This window comes from Pseudoteredinibacter isoporae, from assembly GCF_040372805.1.
Classification (GTDB): Bacteria; Pseudomonadota; Gammaproteobacteria; order Pseudomonadales; family Cellvibrionaceae; genus Pseudoteredinibacter; species Pseudoteredinibacter isoporae_A.
In genome coordinates this window covers 165,081-189,784 of record NZ_BAABWJ010000004.1, presented here as the reverse complement: position 1 = coordinate 189,784, position 24,704 = coordinate 165,081, and the positions used below count along the sequence as shown (strand labels likewise).

At 50.2% G+C, this 24,704-nt stretch carries 22 protein-coding genes; 8 read left to right on the top strand and 14 right to left on the bottom strand.

The features are described 5' to 3' along the window. Nucleotides 1-24: 24 nt before the first annotated feature. Nucleotides 25-1,818, bottom strand: coding sequence for a DEAD/DEAH box helicase (locus ABWW03_RS10555; RefSeq protein ID WP_353408161.1), 1,794 nt, complete (start codon nt 1,816-1,818; stop codon nt 25-27). 326 nt (nt 1,819-2,144) lie between these two features. Continuing rightward, nucleotides 2,145-3,011 (bottom strand): hypothetical protein, encoded by an 867-nt coding sequence (locus ABWW03_RS10550; protein ID WP_353408159.1) that lies wholly within the window; start codon nt 3,009-3,011, stop codon nt 2,145-2,147. 358 nt (nt 3,012-3,369) lie between these two features. On the opposite strand from ABWW03_RS10550, the gene ABWW03_RS10545 reads away from it, so the two are divergent. After that, nucleotides 3,370-4,071: a flagellin gene (locus tag ABWW03_RS10545; protein WP_353408158.1), complete on the top strand. Its 702-nt coding sequence runs from the start codon at nt 3,370-3,372 to the stop codon at nt 4,069-4,071. 11 nt (nt 4,072-4,082) lie between these two features. Here ABWW03_RS10545 and ABWW03_RS10540 read toward each other — a convergent pair whose 3' ends face one another. The 7 genes from ABWW03_RS10540 to ABWW03_RS10510 all read right to left on the bottom strand — a co-directional run bounded on the left by ABWW03_RS10540 (nt 4,083) and on the right by ABWW03_RS10510 (nt 10,374). After that, nucleotides 4,083-4,508, bottom strand: a complete 426-nt coding sequence (locus ABWW03_RS10540) for a GNAT family N-acetyltransferase (RefSeq protein ID WP_353408157.1) — start codon at nt 4,506-4,508, stop codon at nt 4,083-4,085. Nucleotides 4,509-4,526: 18 nt separating this feature from the next. Next, nucleotides 4,527-5,684 carry a cupin domain-containing protein gene (locus ABWW03_RS10535; protein ID WP_353408156.1) on the bottom strand — a complete coding sequence of 386 codons (1,158 nt, stop codon included), beginning with the start codon at nt 5,682-5,684 and terminating at the stop codon, nt 4,527-4,529. Between the two features lie 18 nt (nt 5,685-5,702). After that, the gene (gene purB, locus ABWW03_RS10530) at nt 5,703-7,067 is read right to left on the bottom strand and encodes an adenylosuccinate lyase (RefSeq protein WP_353408155.1); all 1,365 of its coding nucleotides are present in this window, start codon (nt 7,065-7,067) and stop codon (nt 5,703-5,705) included. A gap of 174 nt (nt 7,068-7,241) precedes the next feature. Continuing rightward, nucleotides 7,242-7,871 carry a high frequency lysogenization protein HflD gene (hflD, locus tag ABWW03_RS10525; protein ID WP_353408154.1) on the bottom strand — a complete coding sequence of 210 codons (630 nt, stop codon included), beginning with the start codon at nt 7,869-7,871 and terminating at the stop codon, nt 7,242-7,244. Between the two features lie 6 nt (nt 7,872-7,877). After that, nucleotides 7,878-9,035: a tRNA 2-thiouridine(34) synthase MnmA gene (gene mnmA, locus ABWW03_RS10520; RefSeq protein ID WP_353408153.1), complete on the bottom strand. Its 1,158-nt coding sequence runs from the start codon at nt 9,033-9,035 to the stop codon at nt 7,878-7,880. A 122-nt stretch (nt 9,036-9,157) separates the two neighbouring features. Next, a complete protein-coding gene (locus ABWW03_RS10515) occupies nt 9,158-9,637 on the bottom strand; it encodes an NUDIX hydrolase (protein ID WP_353408152.1) in 480 nt (159 codons plus the stop codon). 107 nt (nt 9,638-9,744) lie between these two features. Continuing rightward, nucleotides 9,745-10,374, bottom strand: a complete 630-nt coding sequence (locus ABWW03_RS10510) for a pseudouridine synthase (RefSeq protein ID WP_353408151.1) — start codon at nt 10,372-10,374, stop codon at nt 9,745-9,747. Between the two features lie 192 nt (nt 10,375-10,566). Here ABWW03_RS10510 and ABWW03_RS10505 point away from each other — a divergent pair, with 192 nt between their 5' ends. Then, a complete protein-coding gene (locus tag ABWW03_RS10505) occupies nt 10,567-12,792 on the top strand; it encodes an NADP-dependent isocitrate dehydrogenase (protein WP_353408150.1) in 2,226 nt (741 codons plus the stop codon). Between the two features lie 238 nt (nt 12,793-13,030). Here the strand turns inward: ABWW03_RS10505 and ABWW03_RS10500 are convergent, their stop codons facing one another. Continuing rightward, on the bottom strand, nt 13,031-13,285 hold the full coding sequence (locus tag ABWW03_RS10500) for a cold-shock protein (RefSeq protein ID WP_353408149.1): 255 nt from the start codon (nt 13,283-13,285) through the stop codon (nt 13,031-13,033). A gap of 268 nt (nt 13,286-13,553) precedes the next feature. On the opposite strand from ABWW03_RS10500, the gene clpS reads away from it, so the two are divergent. Together clpS and clpA are read left to right on the top strand one after the other, a co-directional pair. Beyond that, on the top strand, nt 13,554-13,937 hold the full coding sequence (gene clpS, locus ABWW03_RS10495) for an ATP-dependent Clp protease adapter ClpS (protein WP_353408148.1): 384 nt from the start codon (nt 13,554-13,556) through the stop codon (nt 13,935-13,937). A 358-nt stretch (nt 13,938-14,295) separates the two neighbouring features. Beyond that, on the top strand, nt 14,296-16,575 hold the full coding sequence (gene clpA / locus ABWW03_RS10490; RefSeq protein ID WP_353408147.1) for an ATP-dependent Clp protease ATP-binding subunit ClpA: 2,280 nt from the start codon (nt 14,296-14,298) through the stop codon (nt 16,573-16,575). 117 nt (nt 16,576-16,692) lie between these two features. On the opposite strand, the gene infA is transcribed toward clpA, so the two are convergent. From infA to trxB, 4 genes are all read right to left on the bottom strand, one after another. Further along, nucleotides 16,693-16,911 carry a translation initiation factor IF-1 gene (gene infA, locus ABWW03_RS10485; protein ID WP_166844410.1) on the bottom strand — a complete coding sequence of 73 codons (219 nt, stop codon included), beginning with the start codon at nt 16,909-16,911 and terminating at the stop codon, nt 16,693-16,695. 99 nt (nt 16,912-17,010) lie between these two features. After that, entirely contained in the window at nt 17,011-17,739 is a 729-nt protein-coding gene (locus tag ABWW03_RS10480) for an arginyltransferase (protein ID WP_353408146.1), read from the bottom strand. 98 nt (nt 17,740-17,837) lie between these two features. Beyond that, entirely contained in the window at nt 17,838-18,545 is a 708-nt protein-coding gene (gene aat, locus ABWW03_RS10475) for a leucyl/phenylalanyl-tRNA--protein transferase (protein ID WP_353408145.1), read from the bottom strand. A gap of 7 nt (nt 18,546-18,552) precedes the next feature. Continuing rightward, nucleotides 18,553-19,500: a thioredoxin-disulfide reductase gene (trxB, locus tag ABWW03_RS10470; RefSeq protein ID WP_353408144.1), complete on the bottom strand. Its 948-nt coding sequence runs from the start codon at nt 19,498-19,500 to the stop codon at nt 18,553-18,555. Nucleotides 19,501-19,771: 271 nt separating this feature from the next. On the opposite strand from trxB, the gene ABWW03_RS10465 reads away from it, so the two are divergent. The 4 genes from ABWW03_RS10465 (at nt 19,772) to crcB (ending at nt 24,683) form a co-directional block, all read left to right on the top strand. Continuing rightward, nucleotides 19,772-22,072, top strand: a complete 2,301-nt coding sequence (locus ABWW03_RS10465) for a DNA translocase FtsK (protein ID WP_353408424.1) — start codon at nt 19,772-19,774, stop codon at nt 22,070-22,072. A gap of 87 nt (nt 22,073-22,159) precedes the next feature. Further along, nucleotides 22,160-22,792, top strand: a complete 633-nt coding sequence (lolA, locus tag ABWW03_RS10460; protein ID WP_353408143.1) for an outer membrane lipoprotein chaperone LolA — start codon at nt 22,160-22,162, stop codon at nt 22,790-22,792. Continuing rightward, nucleotides 22,782-24,134 carry a replication-associated recombination protein A gene (locus tag ABWW03_RS10455; RefSeq protein WP_353408422.1) on the top strand — a complete coding sequence of 451 codons (1,353 nt, stop codon included), beginning with the start codon at nt 22,782-22,784 and terminating at the stop codon, nt 24,132-24,134. Before lolA ends, ABWW03_RS10455 begins: the two co-directional genes overlap by 11 nt. Before the next feature lie 168 nt (nt 24,135-24,302). Continuing rightward, nucleotides 24,303-24,683 carry a fluoride efflux transporter CrcB gene (crcB, locus tag ABWW03_RS10450; RefSeq protein ID WP_353408142.1) on the top strand — a complete coding sequence of 127 codons (381 nt, stop codon included), beginning with the start codon at nt 24,303-24,305 and terminating at the stop codon, nt 24,681-24,683. Nucleotides 24,684-24,704: the final 21 nt, after the last annotated feature.

The window sequence follows — 24,704 nt, the reverse complement described above, 5'->3', positions numbered from 1 at the left end:
TAGTTGACGCTGGGCGCCCATAAACTAACGAGGCTTATGTTTTCCCTTGGAGGAGTCACCTTTAGGGCGTCGAGGTTTGCTCTGGCGCTTATCGGAATTTGCCGGTTTCTTTTTGCTTTTGGGTTTGCGCTCAGGCTTATCACCAGATCTGTCCTGCGGCTCTGAATCGGCATCTTCATTGCGGGTGAAATTAGCCGGCTGTTGACGAATACGCATTTTGCGCAATTGCTGGAAAATTTCCTTTGGCATGCCTTCCGGTAAATCAACCGTACTGTGGTCGCCGTGTAAATTAATGCGGCCAATATAGTCGCTGTCGATGCCGGCTTCGTTTGCAATGGCGCCCACAATGTCACCCGGGCGAACCCCGTGCTCACGACCCACGTCGAGGCGGTAGTTGATCCAGGTAATGTTACTGTTGTCTTCGCCACTGCCTTGGCGTTTTTTCCGGTCTTTCTTCTCGCGGGGTTCACGTGGCTCACGAGGCTCGCGTCGAGGTTTTTCCTCAGGCAGTTGCAGTGGGCGATCTTTTTGGGCCATAAACGCAAGCGCAGCAGCAATCTCAGAGCCGGAGCGTTCGAATTGGTCACAGCATTGGCCGACCAAATCCTGAAAGAAGTCCAGGGTTTCGTTTTCGAGTACCGATTGTAATTGCTCTTTAAACTGACCGATGCGTTGCTCGGAAATCTCGGAAGAGCTTGGCAGGCGGTGCTTATCAATTTTCTGGCCGATGGCGCGCTCGATTGTTCTGAGCATGCGGGTTTCTTTCGCGGTAATGAACAGAACAGCTTTACCACTGCGGCCGGCACGGCCGGTGCGGCCGATACGGTGCACATAGGCCTCGCTGTCGTAAGGAATGTCGTAGTTGATCACGTGGCTGACGGTCGCTACATCAATGCCTCGCGCGGCAACGTCGGTGGCCACGATAATGTCCAGCTTTTGTTGTTTTAGGCGATTGATGGCGCGCTCACGTAGCTGTTGGCTCATGTCGCCATTCAGCGCGGCACTGGCATAACCTCGTGCTTCCAATTTTTCTGCCACTTCAGCAGTGGCGTTTTTGGTGCGCACAAAAATAATAACACCTGTAAACGGTTCCACTTCGAGCAAGCGGGTCAGCGTTTCCAGCTTTTCGTGACCGCGCACCTGCATATAGGATTGTTCGATGCGTTCAACAGTTGCTGTTTCAGCTTTGATTTTCACCGTCACAGGGTCGTTGAGATACTGCTCGGTAACGCGTTGAATTTCCTTTGGCATCGTCGCAGAGAAGAGGGCGACTTGCTTGTCTTCCGGACAGTTATCCAGAATCCAATTCACGTCATCGATAAAACCCATACGCAACATTTCATCTGCTTCATCCAGAACCAGCGCTTTCAGGGCATCCAGTTTCAGGGTGCCGCGACGCATGTGGTCCATGACGCGACCCGGAGTACCAACAACAACCTGGGCGCCGCGTTTCAATTGACGCAACTGGCTACCATAATCCTGACCGCCGTAGATAGGCAGGACATGGAATCCCTTGAGGTTGGCCGCGTAGCGACTGCAGGCTTCTGCCACTTGAATGGCAAGCTCGCGAGTCGGGGCCAGAATCAGTATTTGAGGCTGTTTGAGCTTTACGTCAACTTTACTCAACAATGGCAAAGCGAATGCAGCGGTTTTACCAGTGCCGGTTTGGGCCATGCCCAAAATATCTTTGCCTTCAAGCAGAGGCGGGATACTGGCGGCCTGGATAGGGGAAGCTTGCTCGTAGCCTACTTTGGCAACGGCTTTTACAATAGCGTCGGGCAAGCCCAATTCAGCAAAGCTGAGTGGTTGGTCAGTCATTCTGGTGTCCAAATAAGTGGGTGTAATCGTACTCCGGCCGCTATCGCTGACATCGCTAGTGTCCTAGGGTGTTTTAGATTGGCAGGAGAATGCGCGGCGCTCTAACAGGCGCCAATGTACCCAGCTTATGCACACTCATTCAGGAAAACCGGCTCAAGGCGGCGGGTACCAGGACGGGAAGAGGGGATACACCGGAAACGGATGTAAAGATCTTCGTTACTAAGCGGATACAACAAAGTGGCGAAATTATACGCGCTTTGTCATAAGCAACCAAGGAAAATATCATTTTTGCTCAATACAATTCATCAAATACCTTATTTTTCGGCTTAAAGTGCCTCAATATGAAAATAAAAACGCTTCAATGGCCCCTGTTGTTGTGTTGAATAGCGCTTCTTGGTCATTTGTGGTTTCGTTTGTTGAGTGTTAAACACCTCATCAAGGTTATGCCACTGAGACAACGTCAGTTGTTCAACACGCTGGCGCCGCTCAAGCCAACGTTCCTGCGTGGCATCATATTGCCACTGTTGAATTTTGAGCTTCAGCTTCAATGCATCCTGATTGTTAAGGGTTTGCAGTACCGTAAATGAAAACATACTTTCCTGTTCGAAAGCCGGTTTGACCCGCAACCATCCCGGTGGCTGCACTCTCGGAGGTTTTTTGCTTAATGCGTGGCTTTGAAGTGCTGGCCTGCCAGTCGTGTGGAAAAATTCACTCGATGCTCTATTGCTTGGGTCTTGTTTGCCCTGCCATAAGCTCTGGCTGATTCGCGTTTCTTGCCCCAGAGTCAGTGGAAACTGAACAATTTTTTCTGACCGTGGACGGTGAGTGTCGCTACTGTATCGGCGGTTATTGTGATCTCCCGCCTGCGCGGCATTGGGAATAATTTTGCTTGGATGTTTGCCATGAAACAATGTCAGTTGGAGGGCTGATGTGGCGCTTTCGTTATGGCGCAGCCAGCTGATTAAGCGAGAACAGTCAGCTCGATCGAGTGTGGCGCTGACCCGTCCAGATTGAACGAGAATAAATCGCTTGCTGTCTTGTGGCCATTGCGTCAATGCGTGACGGGCTTCAGCATCACTCCAATTTTGCAACTGGTATTGGCAGTTAAAGCCTTGCACTGGGGTGGCGATTGCGTGTGTACAAAATATTATGTACCCCAAGACAAGTGTCAATAAGTTGTGGTGGCGTCGCATACTTCTATTCCTGATGACTTGATGCTTCGTCAATTCATTTGGTTTCCGTTCCAATTATAGTAGCTGATAGCATACCAATTGGGGGAATCATTCGCTGAGGCTGGAGTGTAGTTTCACTGTGAAAAGTTCGATAAGTTTAATTTTTGAGTGTCGTATTTTTGGCAGTAAAGCTGGTCGGATTTTCGCTGCGGGCTCGGCGTCAATTTCTTGAGCATTGTGATACTACTTTAGTGCCTTTGATCGATTTTACGGCGTTGTGTGTTGCCACTGGTCTTACATGGCGAGTGTTTGCCAGGTATCCAGAGCATACTTTATGGGCTTTTGATTTTTCTGAACCTGTACTCCTGAGGGTATGTCTATGCCGGGTATTCATGATTTTGGTGGTTTTCCTCCCAGTTACAGCAATACGAATCGGGCTATTGAAGACAGCTTTCGCCAGCTCAGCAGTGGTCGCCGCATAAACTCCGCCGCTGATGACGCTGCGGGTTTGGCCCAGGACACCCGTTTTGATTCTCAATTACGTGCGAATAACGTTCTCACTCGAAACCTGGGTGATCAACTGGGTTTGAATCAAATTTCAGAAGGGTATTTAAAGGGGGCGTTAGAAGGTGTGGCTCGTGCCCGTGAGTTGGTTTTGCAAGCGGGTAATGGCACCAGCGACGCCAATGCCTTGCAGCCAGAAGCGGATAGTATTGTCGAAACGGTGAATGATTTGGCGGCTCAGGGTCTTGGCACGGATGCAGAAGCAGATTCCTATTTGTCTTCCTTAAATCTCTCAGCTTCGGTCGAAGACAATCTGACGACATTGGATAACTTACAAGGGCGCCTGTTAGAGCGTGCATCTGAGCTGGGTGCACAAAGTAATGGCCTGGAAGCGCGCATCAATAATTACGATGTAAGCAGTATTAATTTGTCTGCCGCAAAGAGCCGGCTTTCGGATACAGATTATGCGCAAGCAGTGAGTGAAAAGAGCAAGCAGCAAACCTTGCAGCAAGTGCAGATTACTTTACAAAAAGAAAAAAATGAGCAGGCGGGTGCGATTATTGACCAGCTCATTTGAATGGCGTTGAATCAGCTCGGTTTGAATACCATGTTGCGGTGAGGGATGCCGGCGTCCATAAACTCTGGCCCTTCGGCTTCAAATCCATAACGTTGATAAAAGCCTATAGCCTGGGTTTGGGCGTGCAGGAAAATATTCGTGTAATGTTGCTCTTGGGCATAATTGACGGCCGCCATTAACAGTTCGCCACCAAGACCGGTACCTCGCTGTGACGACAGTACAGCCATGCGTCCAATTTGCCCACCTGGCAATAAACGGGATGTGCCTACAGCTTTGCCTCGTTCATCCACTGCCAAAAAATGTACGCACTGCGCATCTTTGGGGTCGATTTCTTCTTCTTCCGGCACACCTTGCTCTTCGATAAACACTTCTCGACGGATTGCCATCAACTGCGCTTCGGCATCTTGCCAGTCTACTTTGGAAATTGTTGCCGCCATAACATCACCGCTTCTTGATTATTCTTCAGGAAGACTGTCTTCGTCTTCAAAATACGCGCCGCTACACAATAACCATTGTACAAACTCAATACCGTCTTCCGCGTTGTTAAATTGTGTAATCGCGTGTTCGCTGTCTATCCAGTCAGATTCGCAAATCTCGATAGCCAGTGCAAGTGGACATTCGCGCTGTTCGCCATTGATAAACAATAAGGTCTGCTGATCGTTTTCACGGAAGAACAGGCAGCGCGCGTCGTCGGCTTTGAGCAGCTGTGTTGGCATTTCGCTGAATCTATCGTGAGCTTCCCCGTCATCAGAATATTTGGTTTCACTGAGTAGACGGCCTAACCAGTGAATAATATTGCTGTCAGCGTTATTCAGGTGTTCTTCGAGAATGTGTCGCACCCGAGCAATGTCTTCTGGAAGTAATTCGTGGCTATGTTCGCGCTGTTTGATTTTGGGGTCTTCATAACGTTGGAATTCGCTGAAGCCTTCGGCCAGAGATTGAAAATGTTCGTCAAGCAGTTGTGCTTGACTCGGTGCTCGAAATCCGACGGAGTAGGTGATGCAATCACCTTGGGCGATACCCCAGTGTGCCACTCGGGGCGGCAGATACAGAATGTCACCGGGCTCCAGTACATAGCTGTCCAGGCATTGAAATTCCTGCAAAATATTCAGCGGTGTGCCATCGAGTCGTTGAGAGTGTTCATTGCAGGTCTGGCCTACTTGCCAATGGCGCTTTCCATACCCTTGTAGCAGGAAGACATCATAGTGATCGTAATGCGGGCCCACGCTGCCCCCATCAACGGCAAAGCTTGCCATGATGTCATCCAGTCGCCAATCGGGGAGAAACTGAAACTGTTGACGCAGATGTTTAAGTTCCGGAACAAACAGATCCAAGGCTTGAACCAATAATGTCCAGTTCGTATCAGGAAGTTGTTGGTAGGTCTGTTCGTCAAAAGGGCCTTTGCGCAATTGCCAAGGTGCGCCCTGATGGTTTTCCAAAATGATTCTGGATTCAACCTCATCTTCCAGACTCAGGCCGGCGAGTTCATCAGGGCTTATAGGGGATTCAAAACCGGGCAGGGCTTGGCGAATCAGCAGGGGTTTCTGTTGCCAGTATTCCGCGAGAAAATGCTCGACGGATATGTCGCCGAGCTGTGTGAGTACGTTGCCCATAAATTTCCCGGTAGTGCGTTAGATGTTTTCAGCCTGGTTGACAGCATTACCGATGTAGTTAGCTGGCGTCAGCTCGCGCATGGCGGCTTTGGCTTCTTCAGGTACGTCCAGAGTTTCAACGAAAGCTTGAATGGTTGCCTGATTGATCGCCTGACCCCGGGTCAGATCTTTTAATTTTTCGTAGGCACCTTCAACGTTGTAGCGACGCATAATGGTTTGAATCGGCTCGGCCAGAACTTCCCAGCTGTTGTCCAGGTCTTCAGCCAGTCGCTCCTTATTCAATTCCAGCTTGCTCATACCTTTCAGGGTAGAAGCGTAAGCGATGGCGCTATAGGCAAAGCCTACACCCATATTACGCAATACGGTGGAATCGGTCAGGTCACGCTGCCAACGAGAAACTGGCAGTTTCGCGGCCAGATGTTGAAAAACCGCGTTGGCCAAACCCAGATTGCCCTCAGAGTTTTCAAAGTCAATCGGGTTAACTTTATGGGGCATGGTAGAAGAGCCGATTTCACCCGCAACGGTTTTCTGTTTGAAGTACCCCCAGGCAATGTAGCCCCAGACATCACGATCAAAATCGAGCAGAATGGTGTTGTAACGTGCGATGGCGTCAAACAACTCGGCAATATAATCATGTGGCTCAATTTGCGTGGTGTACGGGTTCCAGGTCAGGCCCAGGCTGCTCACAAAGGTTTCGGCATTGGCTTGCCAATCGATGTCTGGGTAAGCACTCAGGTGGGCATTGTAGTTACCAACGGCGCCATTAATTTTGCCCAGCAGCTCAACGGCTTTCACTTGCTTGATCTGGCGAGCCAGGCGGGCGGCAACGTTGGCCATTTCTTTACCAACGGTGGTAGGTGATGCGGTTTGGCCGTGAGTTCGGGACAGCATTGGGATTGCGGCGAAGTCTTTCGCCATTTGGGCGATACCCTTGTATATATCTTCCATCTGAGCCAACAAAACCTCACGGCCCTGTTTCAGCATCAGTGCATGGGACAGGTTGTTAATGTCTTCCGAAGTACAGGCAAAGTGCACGAATTCGTTGACGGCCAGCAGTTCTTCGTTGCCCGCAAACTGTTCCTTAATAAAGTACTCAACCGCTTTAACGTCGTGGTTGGTGGTTTTTTCGATCTCTTTGATGCGTGCAGCGTGTTCTTCCGTCAGATTGTCGACCAGATCGTTTAATAGAGTGTTGCTGGCGTCGCTGAAAGGGCTTACTTCACTGATTTGTGGGTGCTCTGCCAAGCGTTGCAGCCAACGAACCTCAACTTCAACGCGCGCACGAATTAGACCAAATTCGCTGAAAATATCGCGATAATCGCTGGTTTTACTACCGTATCGGCCATCAATTGGGGAAACGGCATTAAGAGTGGTAAGGCTCATAGCAGGTGCTCACAGTTTGTCTGGCAAAGTGGTGGGCCGGGGCCCATGGTTTCAAGGGGCGGCATTCTACCTGAAATGCGCCCTCAGTTTAATGCCTCTGTCATATTGGCCTTTCCTAGGGTCAATACAGGCTGTCAATTCAGGCATGGTCAGGCAGAGCTGGAAAATGAGTGCTCAGCTCGCCTCGTTCAGCCACAGGTGGGCGGCTTTCAACAGGCGTTTGCGATGGAATAATATGTCGAGCCGACTGCCGCCCACTTGTCGCCAGAGTGTGGCGCTCCGTACGGAGGCCAGCAATAGGGCGCGAACCTGTTCGGCTACACGCTGTTGTTGCAGGTAGGCGGCATCGCCCATGACCTGAATTCGAAACTTGTAGTGACTGAGGCTTTCGCTGTATATGCCGGCCAGGTTTGCTATCACGCTGTCGTGACTGATGTTGTCGAAGTGATCTGCCTGGCGTTTGGCCTGAGTAAGGCGTTCGCCGATAAAGCTCAGTAAGTCCTGGTCTTTGCTGAGCTTTTTCTGCAAGTGCAAAATGCCCATGACGTACCGCATGGTGTTGGGGTGCTCGCGGTCAACTCGATTATCGAGCAGTTGAGCCATGATGCGCAGTCCCATATCAACCCCTTGAGCACCGCCGTATACCGATTGGGTGTGCGCAGGATTCTGCTCAAACAGGCTTTGAATCATGCATTGGTAGGGCTCGGTCGGCAGGTAGCCGGTACGTGCAATTTGATCGACCAAAGCGGTACTTTGAAATACGCCGGCGAGTGCCAGGCTGATGTCTTGCCAGTTCTTTGCCATATTGATTCAGCTTGCTGCCGCTATCTGGTCGGCCAGTTCCACAATGATGTCATCTTGGGCTTGATCGATAACCGCACCACCAAGGCAGACATCGTCCTGGTAAAACACAATTGACTGCCCCGGTGTTACCGCTCGCTGCGGGTCGGCGAAGTTGATCTGCAGTTCGCCATTCGCGGTTTCCCGTACCCAGCACTCCTGGTCGGCTTGGCGATAGCGAATCTTGGCGTGGCCGTGAAATACTTGGCCATCGGCGCAGGGGTTGTCGCCGATCCAGTGGCTTTGGCTGGCGGTCAAGGATTGCTTGTAGAGGCGAGGATGGTCGCTACCCTGGGCGACGAGTAAGACATTGCGTTCGAGGTCTTTTTCGACAACATACCACGGGGCCTCGGCTTGGCCTTTAACACCGCCAATGCCCAAACCCTGGCGTTGGCCAATGGTGTGGTACATCAATCCGCTGTGTTGACCCAGCGCGTTGCCGTCCAGGTCCTCAATAATGCCCGGTTGAGCGGGCAGATACTGGGCAAGGAAATCCTTAAAGCGACGCTCGCCAATAAAACAGATGCCGGTGCTGTCTTTTTTATTGTGCGTGATCAAACCGTGTTCTTCGGCCAGTGCACGTACCTCGGGCTTCTCAAGCTCTCCTACAGGGAACAGGGATTTGGCGAACTCTGCTTCGCTGACGGCATGCAAGAAATAGCTTTGATCTTTGTTGTTATCCAAGCCCTTGGCGAGATGTGTTCGACCTTCTTTATCAAGGCGACGAACATAGTGCCCGGTAGCGATGTAATCGGCGCCGAGCAGCTCTGCATAGTCCAGAAAGACTTTGAACTTGATTTCGCGGTTGCAGAGGATATCCGGATTGGGTGTGCGGCCTGCCTGGTACTCCGCCAGGAAGTGTTCAAAGACATTATCCCAGTATTCAGCAGCAAAATTGGCACTGTGCAGGTTTATGCCAAGTTTTGCGCACACGGATTCAGCGTCGGCGAGATCGTCTTTAGCGGTGCAGTATTCGCTGCCGTCGTCTTCGTCCCAGTTTTTCATAAACAGACCTTCCACCTGATAGCCGGCTTGCAGAAGCAAGAGAGCAGAGACGGAGGAGTCCACACCACCGGACATGCCGACAATGACTTTGGTTTCTGAAATGGGCTTGTTACTAGGGCTCATGATGTTTGTACGTTAATGCAAATTGGGCGCGCATTCTACTGCTGCGGGGTATAGCTGTCCAATTGGGGAGCGTGGTAATAGGGGCGGGGATTGTTTCTGATTTGACGCGCAGTGAGGCTTGCTTATTCCAGCTCAGGGGCAATATAGGTATCCGCCATTTCTATGGGGTAGAGCTTATCCTGGCGGTAACGCAAGATATCTTGGTATACGAGGGGACTGGCCAGTCGATCCCGAAGCGCCTCAATCTCCATGAAATCCAGCCAGACGGCATCCACAATACCGGAATCGAGAACTCGATCTGGCTCAAAACCCATGGCTCGCCCGCTGAAACTGTGTCGAACGTAGGTAATGCCGTTTGCCGGAGCGCGATACAGGCTAACCCCGAGATAGGCCCGAATCTGAACATGCCAGGCGGTCTCTTCCAGTGTTTCCCTGACCGCGGCGTCAACCAGCGATTCACCCAGTTCCAAATGCCCCGCGGGTTGGTTGTAAACCAGTTGGCCGTTGCGCTCTTCAAGAACCAGCAAATAGCGTTGCTGGCGTTCGACAACGGTGGCGACGGTGCAGTGAGGGGCGCTTAAGTGGGGCAGGTCCTGATTCATGGTTTCTGGCTTAACGCTTGTGTGTTGTTTTGGGTTTTGTAGTTTTTTAACAAATCACTCAGCGAGCTGCTTATTCCATCATCAAGATGAGTGCTTGTCGGGCTATTTTACCGTTTCCTGGGGGGCTTAGTGTGAGTGCGTGGTCGACGTTTTGAGTGCTTGTGTTGTTTCCCCTCGTGATTATCGGGCAGGTGGACGGTCTCCAATCGGTGTTCCCCTGGGGCGAGGTCATTGAGTTTCCAGTGACCGATAGCGGCTCGTATAAGGCGCAGAGTCGGGTGGCCAACGGCAGCCGTCATCCGCCGGACTTGTCGATTGCGGCCCTCGCTGATGCTGATTTCCAGCCATTGCGTAGGCTGGTTTTTGCGCTCGCGAATCGGTGGTGTTCTGGGCCATAAGTGGCTGGGAGGATCGATGCGTTTGGCTTTGGCGGGGCGTGTGGGGCCATCGTTAAGCTCGAGCCCATGTCGTAGCGCCTGCAAGGCTTCTTCCTCGACGTCACCCTCCACCTGTACCCAATAGGTCTTTTCGAGCTTCTGTTGGGGATGGCTGATGCGATGTTGTAGTTTGCCGTCATCGGTCAGTAGCAGTAATCCTTCCGAATCCCTGTCCAGGCGGCCTGCGGGGTAAAAGCCCTTATATGGCGCTAGATGCGCCATTAGGGTGGCTCGCTGCTCTTGATCGGTAAATTGGCTTAATACGTTAAAAGGCTTGTTATAAAGAATGATTTGGGCCATAAAAGTGCTTAATTAGACTATTGTTGTAATTTTACCACCTATACCTGAGCGCTGTCCGGTGTTATTATCGCGCCCGCAAAATCGCTCACCCATAAAGCAATATTCAATGTCCGTCCGCAGATGGGCTTGCCATGCAAGCTGGCTTTTACCCAAAGCATCTGTCTGCAATAAAGAGGACGCAAGGGAGATACAATGTCCGAAACACCTAAAATTATCTACACCCTTACCGATGAGGCGCCTGCGCTGGCGACTTATTCCCTACTGCCCATCGTACAGGCTTTCGCAGAAAAGGCTGGCGTTGAGGTAGAAACTCGCGACATTTCTCTGGCAGGTCGCATTATTGCCACCTTGTCAGACTACCTGCCTGAAAAATTGCGTCAAAACGATGCATTGGCCGAGCTGGGCGAGCTGGCTGAAACTGCTGAAGCGAACATCGTAAAACTGCCGAACATTTCTGCATCTATTCCTCAGTTGACCGCTGCAATCAAAGAATTGCAGGCAAAGGGTTATCCGTTGCCGGATTATCCTGAAGAGCCAGCTGATGCAGAGCAAGAGAAAATCAAAGGTCTGTATGACAAGGTTAAAGGCAGTGCGGTAAACCCGGTACTGCGTGAAGGTAACTCTGACCGTCGTGCCGCCGCTTCCGTTAAGGCCTACGCGAAGAAAAACAGTCATCGTATGGGTAAGTGGACTCCGGATTCACAATCTCATGTTGCGCATATGAGTCACGGCGACTTTTATGGCAGTGAGCAATCCCACGTATGTGATTTCAAAGGCAATGTTGTTATCAAATACGTTGGTGACGATGGTGTTGTTAACATTCTGCGTAAGAAAACACCCGTATTAGTGGGTGAGGTTATCGATACTGCAGTCATGAATCGCCAAGCTTTGCGCGCATTCCTGGCTGGCCAGATCGAAGAAGCCAAACAAGACGACATTCTGCTGTCTCTGCACTTGAAAGCAACTATGATGAAGGTTTCTGACCCGATCATGTTTGGCCACATGGTGCACGAGTATTACCAGCCTATTTTTGACAAGTACGGAACTCTGCTGGACAACCTGGGTGTTGATCCAAATAACGGTATTGGTGATTTGTACGACAAGATTAAAGATCTGCGTCCTCATCAACAGGAGGCGATCCGCGCTGATATCGAAGCACTGTATAAGATTCGTCCAGAATTGGCGATGGTGAATTCAGATAAAGGCATCACCAACTTGCACGTTCCCAGTGACATTATCGTTGATGCTTCCATGCCTGCAATGATTCGGGACTCTGGCAAGATGTGGGGTACCGATGGTCAGCTTCACGACACTAAAGCGGTTATCCCGGATCGCTGTTATGCCGGTGTTTATCAAGCCGTCATTGAAGACTGTAAAGCAAATGGTGCTTTTGATCCTTCTACTATGGGCAGTGTGTCCAACGTTGGTTTGATGGCGAAGAAAGCTGAAGAGTACGGCTCTCACAACAAAACCTTCCTCGCTCCAGGTCGTGGCCGCATCATGGTTGTTGATAACAAAGATCAGATCCTGATGGAGCAAGAAGTGGAAGAGGGCGATATCTTCCGCATGTGTAAGGTAAAAGACGCACCTATTCGCGACTGGGTGAAGTTGGCGGTTAATCGTGCTCGCGCGAGCGGGAGCCCAGCTGTTTTCTGGTTGGACGAAAAGCGCGCCCATGACGCCAATCTGATTGCCAAGGTAAATACCTTCCTGGAAGATCACGATACCGATGGCCTTGCGCTGCATATCATGTCTCCTGTTGATGCGACCAAGTTCTCGTTGGAGCGCATTCGCCGTGGTGAAGACACCATTTCAGTCACAGGTAACGTTCTGCGTGATTATCTGACTGATCTGTACCCAATTCTTGAGCTAGGCACCAGTGCTAAGATGCTGTCCATCGTTCCTTTGATGAATGGGGGTGGTTTGTTTGAGACAGGTGCTGGGGGTTCTGCACCTAAGCACGTTCAGCAGTTTGTGGAAGAAGGTCACCTGCGCTGGGATTCTCTGGGTGAGTTCCTGGCTCTGTCAGAGTCCTTCTCTCACTTGGCCCACGCTTTTGATATTAAGAAAGCTCAGGTTTTGGCGGATACTCTGGATAAGGCCAATGGCGTATTCCTGGATGAAAACAAGTCGCCTTCACGTAAGGTGAACGAGTTGGATAACCGCGGCAGCCACTTTTATCTGTGTCTGTACTGGGCTCAGGCGTTGGCTGAGCAGACTGAAGATGCGGAGCTGCAGGCGGCTTTTGCACCGCTGGCGAAGACCTTGTCTGAAAACGAAGCCGCTATTGTTGCTGAACTGAACGATGTTCAGGGTGCTGAAATTGATCTGGGTGGTTACTATCGCATGGACGATGAGAAAGCATCCGAAGCGATGCGTCCAAGTGATTTGTTTAATTCAGCGTTGAATGCCCTATAACGGTGCACCGCATGTTGAGATGGTGCTGGCTTAGCTGTCAGTAATAAAAAAGGGGCCTTTGGCCCCTTTTTTGTTTTCAATGTGTTTTACACGTGAATGCAATAGCAGCTGAATAAACCGTTGTTACGGTCATTACTTGTGGTTGCTTGCATTAAGAGATATTGCTTATTTGCAGAGGGCCTGCAGGCTCTGCAAATAAGCAGAGCGGATATGAACTGCTCACGCAGTGTGATGTTAATCAGGCTTCCTGCAAAGATTGCTCGGATTTGCTTTGGCTAGATTTACCACCGTCCGCTAGTCGAATGTTAATAGCGTGCATTCCTTTATCGCCTTTAGCTGTATCGAATGTCACCGCTTGTCCAGCCTTGAGTGTGCGGTAACCCTCCATATCAATGGCTGAATAGTGTGCAAATAAGTCACCGGATCCTTCGTCCGGTAAGATAAACCCATAACCCTTGGCGTTATTAAACCATTTTACGGTACCCGTAGACATGGCATATTTCCCTTAACTGTTGTTTTATTATTAATAATGAATGAGGTTCCCTATCAGGTGGGAGGCTCATTATGAAGCGATTCATTCATGTGTCGCGAAGATTTCAAATGAAGCTTCAAGTTAGTCCTTTACAAATACGCTCCTCGCACAAGCTTAGTTATAACAATTGAGTGTAAGAAGTCAAGATAATTGGCGTCGGATATAACCGCAGGATGGGTTACAATAGAAGTATTAGTTGGAATACGTATAAAGAAAACTTTTAAACATTATGAGTAATCAATTTTTACAGAATATCCAGTTGTCGGGAAGTGATTCCGACGACGACTTACATTGGAATGGTGGTACGGTTCTTGAAAGGGCTAAGCCGAAGTTAAAAAAACCGCCAATGTATAAAGTCATTATGTTGAACGATGACTATACACCTATGGATTTTGTGGTTGAGGTTCTGTGCAACTTTTTCCGCCTGGACCCGGAAAGCGCTACGCGTGTCATGTTGAAGGTGCATACTGAGGGCAGTGCGGTGTGTGGCGTGTATACTCGAGATATCGCGGAAACAAAAGCCGCGCAGGTGAATCAGTTTTCCCAGGACAACGAGCATCCTCTGTGGTGCGAAATTGAGCCAGATGATGACGATGAAGGGGATGATAACTGATTTGTATTTCGTCGATTTCAGTGGCAGTGTTAAAGCAATAGCGACAAAATGATGTCAAGGCAAATGTTGAAAGCTGCGACCGTTTGCCTTAAGTTGGAACTGAAAAGATGAAAATTAACTTTTGGTTTATTGCGAATCTGACATAAAGCAGTTCAAGCAAACTGCCGGCGCAGCGACGAAATCAAAAGAACACAATTTTTATAGTGGCACTAAAGTCCCAGAGGATAAAATTCTAAAGGATTTTAATTGCTGATTATTGGTGCAGTGAGCGGAGTACCCATGGGAAGCATGGGGTGTGTAAAGCGGCAGTTCGAGATAAACCGTACTGATTCATACTGTACTTGAATGGAGCATTGCGATGCTTAGCAAAGAATTAGAAATAACATTAAATACCGCCTTCAAAGGTGCGCGAAATAAACGTCATGAATTTATGACGGTTGAGCACTTATTGCTTGCGCTTATCGATAATGAATCGGCGGCGTCAGTACTTAAAGCCTGTGGTGCCGATCTTGAGGCGTTAAAAAAAGATTTGATTGAATTTGTTGATTCAACAACGCCTTTGATACCGGAAAGTGATGGGGATCGTGAAACCCAGCCAACACTCGGTTTTCAACGTGTCATTCAGCGAGCCGTTTTTCATGTTCAATCATCTGGCAATGATGAGGTCACGGGTGCGAATGTTCTGGTTGCGATTTTCAGTGAGCAGGAAAGCCAGGCCGTCTATTATTTGAAGCAACAGAATATTGCCAGAATCGATGTGGTTAATTTTATTACCCACGGCATTTCAAAAATGGCCGGTCACTCTCTGGAAGGTGAGCAAACCCAAAGCAATGAAGAGGGTGAGGCAGAGGGGGCGGCAAGCAGCCCGCTGGATTCCTACGCCAGTAATTTAAATGATCAGGCTAAGGCCGGAAAAATTGACCCTCTTGTAGGTCGCGCTGAAGAACTTGAACGTGTCGCTCAGATCTTATCTCGTCGGCGTAAAAATAATCCGCTTTTAGTGGGGGAGTCTGGTGTTGGTAAAACCGCGATTGCAGAAGGTTTGGCAAAGCGGATCGTTGATGGCGAAGTGCCAGACGTTTTGTCAGACAGTGTGGTCTATTCCCTAGACTTGGGTGCGTTGTTGGCGGGTACCAAATACCGAGGCGATTTTGAAAAACGCTTAAAAGGTTTGTTGGCTGAACTCAAAAAGCGCGAAGGCGCCATTTTGTTTATCGATGAGATTCACACCATTATTGGTGCCGGCGCTGCGTCAGGCGGCGTAATGGATGCTTCGAACTTGCTTAAGCCCTTATTGAGTTCTGGTGATTTACGTTGCATGGGCTCGACGACTTTTACTGAATACCGCGGAATTTTTGAAAAAGACCGAGCCCTGTCAAGACGCTTCCAGAAGGTTGATGTTAATGAACCTTCCATTGATGAAACCTACAAAATCCTCAAAGGTTTAAAACCTAGCTTTGAAGAGCATCATGGTTTGCGCTATTCGGATAAGGCGTTGTTTACTGCGTCGAAACTGGCCGATCGTTATATTTCTGACAAGTTTATGCCTGATAAAGCCATTGATGTGGTGGACGAGGCTGGTGCCTACCAGCAGCTTCAACCGGAAAGTAAACGTAAAAAGCTTATTGGTGTCTCTGATATTGAATCAGTGATTGCGAAAATCGCACGGGTTCCACCGAAAACCATTTCAACCTCAGACAAAGCCCAGTTGCAGGAACTGGAAAAGAATCTGAAGTTGACGGTGTTTGGTCAGGACGAAGCTATTATGGACTTGGCAACGGCCATTAAGTTGTCCCGTGCCGGCTTGGGCAGCCCAGATAAGCCTATTGGCTCGTTCTTGTTTGCTGGGCCAACCGGTGTCGGTAAAACCGAGCTTTGCCGTCAGTTGTCCAAAGCCATGGGTGTTGAGCTGATTCGTTTTGATATGTCCGAGTACATGGAGCGTCACACCGTGTCTCGTTTGATCGGTGCACCACCAGGTTATGTGGGATTTGATCAAGGTGGCTTGTTAACCGAAGCGGTAACGAAAAATCCTCACAGTGTTGTCTTGTTGGATGAAATTGAAAAAGCACACCCTGAAGTGTTTAATCTTCTCCTGCAAGTTATGGATCACGGCACATTGACTGACAATAACGGGCGCAAAGCTGATTTCCGGAATGTCATTCTTATCATGACCACGAATGCGGGCGCCGAGGACATGGGGCGTGCTTCGATGGGCTTTACCAAGCAGGATCACAGCAGTGATGGTATGGAGGCGATTAAGAAACTGTTTACACCTGAATTCCGTAACCGTCTCGATTCGATCATTCAGTTTGGTGCGCTGACTCTCGATGTCATCAAAACGGTTGTCGATAAGTTTCTGGTTGAATTGCAAGCTCAGTTGGATGAAAAGCGTGTTCAGTTGGAAGCATCGGAAGAGGCGCGTCAGTGGCTGGCGGAAAACGGTTACGATGAGAAAATGGGCGCTCGCCCAATGGCTCGTCTGATTCGTGAAAAGGTCAAGAAGCCTTTGGCAGAAGCTATTTTGTTTGGTGGTTTATCACAAGCCGGCGGTACCGCGTATCTCGAGCTTGATGGCGACCAGCTAACGGTTCGCCTGGAAGAAGAGCCTGTGAAGGACAAAGAGGTAAGTGAGTAAGGTCTGTGGCACTCAGGTGGTGCGAAGGTGCGGCCTGAGCCCAAGCTTTGAGCAAAAATGATAGGCATAAAAAAACTCCAGCTTTCAGGCTGGAGTTTTTTTATGGAGGGCGAAGATTTAGCGGGCGCGATACGTGATGCGGCCTTTGCTCAAATCATAAGGTGTCAGTTCAACTTTAACCTTGTCGCCGGTCAGGATGCGGATGTAGTTTTTACGCATCTTGCCTGAAATGTGTGCAGTTACCACGTGGCCGTTTTCCAGCTCAACACGGAATGTGGTATTCGGTAGCGTATCGATTACGGTACCTTCCAGCTCAATATTGTCTTCTTTTGCCATTCGGCCTTTTCCTCGGTCTCTTCAAACGATGGGCTAATAGGCAAGTGCCCCTAAAAAGAAGGCGGCATTTTGCACTAAATCGCTGTAATAGCCAAGAGCTTATTGGTTTTTCTGGTGGTTCTCAGGGAGTTTCAGGGTTTGCCAGCCTGTATCGTTCAGCAATTCGAGCGGTTGGTAGTCGGTTTTGTAGTTCATTTTGCGGCATTCTTCGACCCAGTATCCCAGATACAGGTAGCGCAGCCCAAGTTCTTTACAGCGTTCGATCTGACTTAAAATGCAAAAGCGGCCGAGGCTGCGTCGGTCGAGTTCCGGGTCAAAAAAGGTGTATACGGCTGAGAGGTGATCGTCCAGCTCATCGCTCACGGCAACCGCAAGAATTCGGTCGTTTTCGTCACTGAATTCATAAAAACGGGTACTGGGGTGACCACTGGCTAAAAAGCTCACAAATTGCGAACGAGAAGGTGGGTACATGTCGCCACCGCGATGGCGCTGTTCGATATAGCGTTGGTAGAGCGGGTAGTGTCTTTCAAGGCTTAAGCGTTTCAGTACTCGCATCTTCAGGTCGCTATTACGTTTCAAGCAACGTTTTTGACGGCGATCGGGCATAAACTGATGTACGGGGATTCGAACTGAGACACAGGCTTGGCAGTCGTCGCAATTGGGGCGGTAAAAGTGATTGCCGCTGCGGCGAAAACCAAATTCTGACAGCCTCTGATAGGAGCCCACATCTAAATGCGCATCCGGATCAACGAAAACCGTTGTCGCGGTTTTCTCCTGCAGGTAGCTGCATTGATGAGGAGGTGTGGCGTATAAACGAATCTCAGACATAAAGGCTAGTTAACCTCAAACTTTCTTCCATTTAACCACAGGCTTTCGTGCAACCCAACCAGGTTTCTGACAGTTCGTCACTAAGTGTAGTCAAAGTGTCAAAATTCGGACAGGTGGCGTCCCTGAGGGAATTGCTGGGAGGTCGGTTTGCTGGTCAGTTCCTGGAGCAGGGTTTCGAACGCAGGGCGCTCGATGTCTTGGCTCCCCAGGCTCTCGAGGTGGCTGTTGTGGACTTGGCAGTCAATCAATCCGATTCCAAGCTCACGGGCGATTTGACACAGAGTCGCAAAGGCATATTTGGAGGCATTGCTCTGCCTGGAAAACATCGATTCCCCAAAGAACACCGAGCCAACCTTCAGACCATAAAGCCCACCGACGAGTGTGCCCTCATGCCAGGTTTCTACGCTGTGAGCATGGCCCAGTTCATGAAGCTCAATGTAGGCATCCACCATGTCTTCCGTAATCCAGCTGCCCTCATCCTCTGCTCTAGGTTCGGCACAGGCCAGCATGACCTCTGCAAATGCGGTATTGCAGCGGATTTCCTGGTCGCTACGCCGAATGTGTTTTTTGAGGCTGCGTGACAGATGCTCTTCGCCAGGGATAATGACCGCACGTGGAGAAGGACTCCACCACAGTATGGGTTGGCTTTCATCAAACCACGGGAAGATGCCCAGGCGATACGCGGTTAATAAAGTGTCGGGCTCGAGATCGCCTCCGGCGGCCAATAAGCCATTGGGGTCTTCAAGAGCGTTTGCGGTAGGGGGGAATTGGCTGCTGCCGGGCAGCAGCCAGGGGAGTTCGATCACGTCGTCTTTATTGCTCGTCCAGGAAGCGCTCTGCGTCCAGTGCGGCCATACAACCGGAGCCGGCAGAGGTCACTGCCTGTCGGTAGATGTGATCAGCAACGTCACCGGCGGCGAAAACACCCGGAGTAGAGGTTTGAGTCGCATTACCGGTCAGGCCGCTCTGAACTTTGATGTAACCACCTTCCATATTCAACTGGCCTTCAAAGATGTCGGTATTAGGCTTGTGGCCAATGGCGATAAATACGCCCGCTACATCGATATTCTGCTCGGCATCGTCCTGGGTGCTCTTTAAGCGTAGGCCGGTTACGCCGCTGTCATCGCCCAGAACCTCTTCCAGGGTGTGGTTCCACATCAAGGTTACGTTGCCGTTTTTGGCTTTTTCCAGCAGGCGGTCCTGGAGGATTTTCTCACTGCGCAGGCTGTCGCGACGGTGAATCAGAACCACTTCTTTGGCAATGTTGGAAAGATACAAAGCCTCTTCAACCGCAGTGTTACCACCACCAACGACAGCAACCTTTTGATCGCGGTAGAAGAAACCATCACAGGTCGCACAGGCGCTCACGCCGCGTCCCATAAAGGTTTGCTCGGATTCCAGGCCCAGATATTGGGCGGACGCGCCGGTTGCAATGATCAATGCATCACAGCTGTAGGTGTTGCTGCCCTTTAGAATAAACGGACCTTTATCCAGCTGGGTCGCGTGGATGTGATCAAAAATGATCTCGGTTTCGAAGCGTTCAGCGTGCTGCTGCATTTGAACCATGAGGTCCGGACCCTGGAGTTCAGCGATGCCACCTGGCCAGTTTTCAACTTCAGTGGTGGTGGTTAATTGACCGCCTTGCTGCATGCCGGTAATGACAACAGGGTTCAGATTGGCGCGGGCGGCGTAAATAGCAGCGGTATAACCTGCCGGCCCGGAGCCAAGGATGATCAATTTATGGTGTTGAATGTCGCTCATACTGCTTCCTAAGGCTGTGTTCTGTGATTCAGGCCGAATGTGAGGGCGCTGAGTTGAAAGGCGCTAATCATAGGGGATAGTTGCCCCAAGGCCAAATAGAAAACGCAAATGCCGTAGATAGTGTCGATCTATAAGTGCGCAAGCGGTAATAGTACAGCGACTTCCATAAACTACTGTTCAAATATACAATCCTCCTTTGATTTAACGATTTTGGAAGACCGTTTTGACAAAAGCCGCCCAACGAAGTGATCAGAGTGCGCACGAGCACCGCATGGACCCCCAACAGCGCGTTTTTCGCTTGTTGCGCGAAGGCGCGCTTATTGGCCTCGTGCTGCTGTGTGCTTTTCTTCTCTTGTCACTGTTTTCATACAGCCCAGCGGACCCAGGCTGGTCGCGCACAGGCTTAGGTGATGAGATCAGTAACACCGGTGGCCCGACAGGTGCCTGGTTGGCCGATGTCTTTTTTACCCTGTTCGGTTATATCGCTTATGTTTTCCCAATGCTGTTGATTTACCGCATCTGGAAAGTGTTGCGTGACCAACAGCGCAGTTTCGATTGGGTGCTCTTGTCGCTTCGCACAGTGGGTTTGGCTTTGGTGATGGCAGGTGGTACCGGTATTGCTGCCCTTAATTTTGCCTCTGAGCTTTCCGCGCTCCCGTTTTCCAATGGCGGAATTTTAGGCGCATCGGTCTCGAGTTCGGCATTGGCGGCATTTGGCTTTGTTGGAGCGACATTATTAATGGTCGCTATTTTCCTGTTTGGGCTCACGATCTATGCCGATATCTCCTGGCTGAAGGTAATGGACGACACAGGTCGCATCACCTTGAACTTAACGGGACGCCTCGTTGAAAAGTACCAGCATTGGCAGGAAAGCCGAGTGCAACAACAACAGGTGGAAGAGGTTGTTGAAAAGCGTCGTCAGGCTGTGGCTGAGAGTATTAAAGTTGAAGCGGAACGGGTGCCGCCGATCATCACTGAGCTTCCCAAAAAAGCGAAGCCCGTCAGTAAACGAGTTGAAAAAGAACGTCAGGTACCGTTATTTGATGCGCCGGTGAGCGGCGAGCTGCCACCCTTGAACTTGCTGGACCCGGCTGACCCGCCAAGCGGTAAAGGTTTTTCGAAGGAAAACCTCGAAGCGCTGTCGCGTCTGCTCGAATTGAAATTGAAAGACTTTAATGTGGTGGCCGAAGTCGTTTCGGTATTGCCTGGGCCGGTTGTTACTCGTTTTGAAATTCAACCTGCTCCGGGGGTTAAGGTTAGTCGCATCACCAATTTGGCCAAAGACCTTGCTCGTTCGCTGGCGGTGATCAGCGTACGTGTTGTGGAAGTGATTCCTGGCAAATCAGTGGTTGGGGTTGAAATACCGAATGAGCATCGCGAGATGGTGCGGATGCGGGAAGTGCTGGAATCGCCTGCTTATGAAGATTCCCGTTCACCGTTAACCGTGGCCTTGGGTCACGATATTTCTGGCCAAGCGGTGGTTGCCGATATCGCGAAGATGCCCCATTTATTGGTGGCGGGTACCACGGGCTCGGGTAAGTCCGTTGGTGTAAACGTGATGTTGTTGAGCTTGCTGTATAAATCAACGCCAAAAGAAGTCCGTTTGATTCTGGTCGACCCGAAAATGCTCGAACTGTCGATTTATGAAGGCATTCCTCATCTGTTGACGCCGGTTATTACGGACATGAATGATGCGGCCAATGGTCTGCGCTGGAGTGTGGGCGAAATGGAGCGTCGTTATAAATTAATGGCGGCGGTCGGCGTGAGAAATCTAGCCGGTTTTAATCGCAAAGTGGAAGAAGCCATTAAAGCCGGTGAGCCAATGCCCGATCCTCTTTGGGTGCCGGAAGAAAATTTTGAGGCCGGTCATGAGCAAGCCCCAGCCCCAACGCTGGAACCTTTGCCTAGTATCGTAATTGTGATTGATGAATTCGCAGACATGATGATGATTGTGGGCAAGAAAGTAGAGCAATTGATCGCTCGTATTGCTCAGAAGGCACGTGCCGCAGGTATTCATTTGGTGCTGGCGACACAACGCCCATCGGTTGATGTGATTACTGGTTTGATTAAAGCTAACGTACCGTCGCGCATGGCGTTTCAGGTGTCTTCCAAAATTGATTCCCGCACCATTCTTGATCAAGGTGGGGCGGAGCAATTGCTTGGGCACGGTGATATGTTGTACCTGCCGCCAGGCACCAGCGTACCCACTCGTGTGCACGGCGCCTTTGTAGACGATCATGAAGTTCATAAAATTGTGGATGATTGGAAACGTCGGGGTGAACCTTGTTATATCGATGGCGTCGTTGACGAAAGCACGAATGAAATACCGGTTCCGGGCTTGGCCACAGAAGGCGAAGACGGTGCAGATGAGGGCGATGCCTTGTATGACGAAGCCGTGGCGTTTGTTACCGAGTCCAGAAAGGCATCGATCTCTTCGGTGCAGCGAAAGTTACGCATTGGATACAACCGTGCGGCACGACTGATTGAAACCATGGAGGCTGCAGGCGTCATCAGCGCGGCGGGACACAATGGCAGCCGCGAGGTTCTGGCGCCGCCTCCACCCAAGCACTAATAAATATCGCCACTTAGATGGTTCATGCCCCGTTAACCTGGCGCTTCGAGAATGATCACATCTATAGGCAAAACAGAGATCGGCAATATGAAAACATTCCTTACGACAATGGCCATGGCGTTCAGTGCTCTTATGATGTCGGTATCGAGTTTCGCGGGTGAGGGTCCGGTATCTTCAGCCGCGTCTGCGTTGTCTGAGCGCCTGCTTGCGATTGACAGTTTGCAGGGCAAGTTCCAGCAGACATTGACCGCTGACGACGGTGAATTGCTACAGGAAAGCGCAGGTGATTTCGCCTTGAACAAGCAGGGGCAATATCGTTGGGAAACCACGGAGCCTTTCGCGCAGTTGTTGATTGGGGATAAGCAATCCTTGTTGCTTTATGATCCTGACTTGGAACAGCTAAACCGCCGACGTTTGAGTGATGCTGAAAGACAAACGCCTTTGTTTATCTTGAGCAGCCAGGATCATTCGCTGAGTGACAACTATCATATTGAAACCATTGAACAGGGCTTTCAACTGAAGCCAAAAGAGACATCGAGCAGTTTCAGTAAAATGGATTTATTGTTTGATGCGGAGTTACCCAGCGAAATCATTGTTTGGGATAGCCTCGGCCAGAAAACCCATATTCGTCTGATTACCAGCGAGGCGAATAAAACTCTGCCTCAATCTCTGTTTGCGTTTGAGCCTCCACCGGGAACCGATATTGTCGATGAAGGATGATCTGTTTGAAAGTGATAACAGCTTTCAACCCCTGGCTGCAAAAATGCGGCCGCGTTGTTTGGAGGATTATGTTGGGCAGGAGCATTTGCTGGGGCCAGGCAAACCTGTCAGAGAATCAATCGAGCGTAACAACCTGCATTCGATGGTGTTATGGGGTCCTCCCGGAGTAGGTAAAACCACGTTGGCCAAAATGTTGGCCGAGCTCAACGATGCTCATTTTGAAACCTTGTCTGCGGTTCTTGCAGGTGTAAAAGACATTCGAACCGCAATCGAAAAAGCCCGCCAGGTGGCTGCCAGTTTTGGCCGAAAAACCATTTTGTTTGTCGATGAGGTCCACCGTTTCAACAAGGCTCAGCAAGACGCTTTCTTGCCCTTTGTTGAAGATGGCACGGTTATTTTTATTGGCGCTACTACTGAAAACCCATCATTCGAACTTAACAATGCACTGTTGTCCCGCAGTCGGGTTTACGTTCTGAAGAGCTTGTCTCCTGACGATATTTTTAAAGCGCTTAAAAAAGCCTCGGTGGATGAGGAACGAGGCCTGGGTAAATTAAAGCTGCAGGTCGACGATGATGTGCTGAAGGTGATTGCCCAAGCGGCTGATGGTGATGTGCGGCGCGCATTGAATTTGTTGGAAATTGCCAGTGATATTGCTGTTGAGTCGGATCAAGGTCGGCTAATTGACCCGAATATTCTGGACCAGGTGTTGGCCAACGAAAGTCGTCGCTTTGATAAGGGCGGAGATCTGTTCTATGAGCAAATATCGGCCTTGCACAAGTCTGTTCGAGGGTCCAGTGTTGACGGCTCCTTGTATTGGTTTGCCCGGATGTTGGATGGCGGTTGCGACCCTCTATACATCGCTAGGCGCGTCGTGCGGATGGCATCGGAAGATATAGGCAATGCCGACCCCAGAGGTTTGCGGCTGGCATTAGATGCTTGGGAGGTGCAAGAGCGTCTCGGTAGCCCAGAAGGTGAGCTGGCGATTGCTCAGGCGATTATCTATTTAGCCGCAGCACCGAAGAGTAATGCGGTGTATAATGCCTACAAGCGCGCTCGCGCTGATGTGTCCAGCTCCCCAAGCTATGACGTTCCCATGCATTTGCGCAATGCGCCAACCAGCATGATGAAGGATATGGATTACGGTGCTGGGTATCGGTATGCCCATGATGAAGCCGAAGCCTATGCTGCGGGAGAGCGTTATTTCCCCGATGAAATGGACGAGGCGCGTTACTACGAGCCGGTCAGCAGGGGGTTGGAGATTAAAATCTCTGAGAAGCTGGAGCGCTTACGCCAACTGGATATGGCCCATCGGGCAAATACCAAAATGCGCGATAAAGATTGAACAAAAGTTGACCGCTTGTCTCGAGTTTGAAGCGGTGGGCGGAGAAGCGGCAATCTCGATGGCATCTATGTTGATGTTCGGGACGACCAGAGGCACAGTACTGAACTCGGGCAGTGCGACGCCCAGAAAGATCGAAAACAAAGATCGATTGCACATAGAGTACACAGCATGATCAATCAGTGGATAGCGGTTGCAGCGGGGGGGAGCATTGGTGCTCTGTGTCGCTTTGCGGTTGCCAATTACTGGTTGGTGCCGGTGGCGGGACGTTTGCCATTGGCGACTGTTTTCGTCAATTTGCTGGGTTCGGCTCTGATGGGGTTTATTTATGTGGTGATCGTAGAAGAGCATTGGTTCAACCCGGAATGGCGTAATGTCTTGATGACAGGCTTTTTGGGCGCATTTACCACGTTCTCGACGTTTTCACTTGAGGCATTGAGCCTTTGGCAAAACCAACATCATGAGTTGGCTTTGCTCTACGTCACATTGAATGTTATTGGCAGTTTGTTGTGCGTCTTTTTGGGGGCGCAGCTGGCCATGAAGATTGTTTAGTTTGTGGATCGCTGTTGCGAT